Source organism: Arthrobacter sp. Y3225116 (genome assembly GCF_059091245.1).
The window spans coordinates 1-1,290 of sequence record NZ_JBNHGL010000430.1; the positions used below are offsets into that span (position 1 = coordinate 1).

The following is a 1,290-nucleotide window of genomic DNA, read 5'->3' on the forward strand; positions in this document are numbered from 1 at the left end:
GCCCCCGGGAGAGTCGGATTTACTTCTCGGTGTCCGCGGCGGGTGCTTCGGCAGCCGGGGCCTCGGCGGCGGGAGCCTCAGCGGCAGCTTCGGCGGCCGGAGCTTCGGCGGCCGGGGCTGCGGCGGCGGGGGCTTCGGTTGCGGGGGCCTCGGTCGAGCCCTCGAGCAGTTCGCGCTCCCACTCGGCCATCGGCTCGGCCGGCGCCTCGGCGTTGCCTGCGGCGCGGTTGTTGCGGGCGATGAGGCCCTCGGCAACGGCGTCGGCGATCACGCGGGTCAGCAGGTTGACGGAGCGGATGGCGTCGTCGTTGCCCGGGATCGGGAAGTCGACCTCGTCCGGATCGCAGTTGGTGTCCAGGATGGCCACCACGGGGATGCCGAGCTTCTGGGCCTCGTCGATGGCGAGGTGTTCCTTCTTGGTGTCGACAACCCACATGACCGAAGGGGTCTTGGTCAGGTTGCGGATGCCGCCCAGCGTGGTTTCCAGCTTGGTCTTCTCGCGCTGCAGCAGCAGCAGTTCCTTCTTGGTGCGGCCGGAGGCAGCGACGTCGTCGAAGTTGATTTCTTCGAGTTCCTTCAGGCGCGAGATGCGCTTGGAGACGGTCTGGAAGTTGGTCATCATGCCGCCGAGCCAGCGCTGGTTGACATACGGCTGGCCGACACGGGTGGCCTGCTCGGCGATTGCTTCCTGGGCCTGCTTCTTGGTGCCGACGAACAGGACGGTGCCGCCGTGGGCGACCGTGGCCTTGACGAACTCGTAGGCGCGGTCGATGTAGGACAGCGACTGCTGCAGGTCGATGATGTAAATGCCGTTGCGCTCGGTGAAGATGAAGCGCTTCATCTTCGGGTTCCAACGGCGGGTCTGGTGACCGAAATGTACGCCGCTGTCGAGCAGCTGGCGCATGGTAACGACTGGCATGTCGTCACTCCTTCCGGCAGCAGCGGGCTGGGCCTGGGCTGCTGCCTGTAGACGGTTGTTAGCTTGTCGCCCGGCGGGCTAAGCTCCTGGCGTCTGTCGGCGCCGCCGGTTCGGCGGCGCATGTGCCCGGACCGGTTTTCCCGGACCGCCTGGGCACACTTCCATCGCTAAGAACAAGCCGATGGATTTCAGACACGCGTAGTCAGCCTCCGTCCGGACATGCGTCATGGACGGAAAACTGCTTCGTCCAGTGTACTACAGGCGGCACCCTGTTCCTGCGCGTTCCCGCCCTCCACAGCCGGGCCGAGCCAAGGGGTTGCGCACACCGGCCGGCACCGCCGCGGCGCGGACCGGGGGCAGCGGCGAGGATC

At 67.1% G+C, this 1,290-nt stretch carries 1 protein-coding gene; it reads right to left on the reverse strand.

Translation table 11 applies throughout. The features are described from left to right. Positions 1–19: 19 nt before the first annotated feature. Positions 20–919, reverse strand: a complete 900-nt coding sequence (gene rpsB, locus AC5RV2_RS18080) for a 30S ribosomal protein S2 (RefSeq protein ID WP_494093472.1) — start codon at positions 917–919, stop codon at positions 20–22. Between the last annotated feature and the right edge of the window lie 371 nt (positions 920–1,290).

Excerpts from the sequence above, each read along its gene's own strand:
- rpsB (WP_494093472.1), bottom strand. The coding sequence starts at position 919 with ATGCCAGTCGTTACCATGCGCCAGCTGCTCGACAGCGGCGTACATTTC.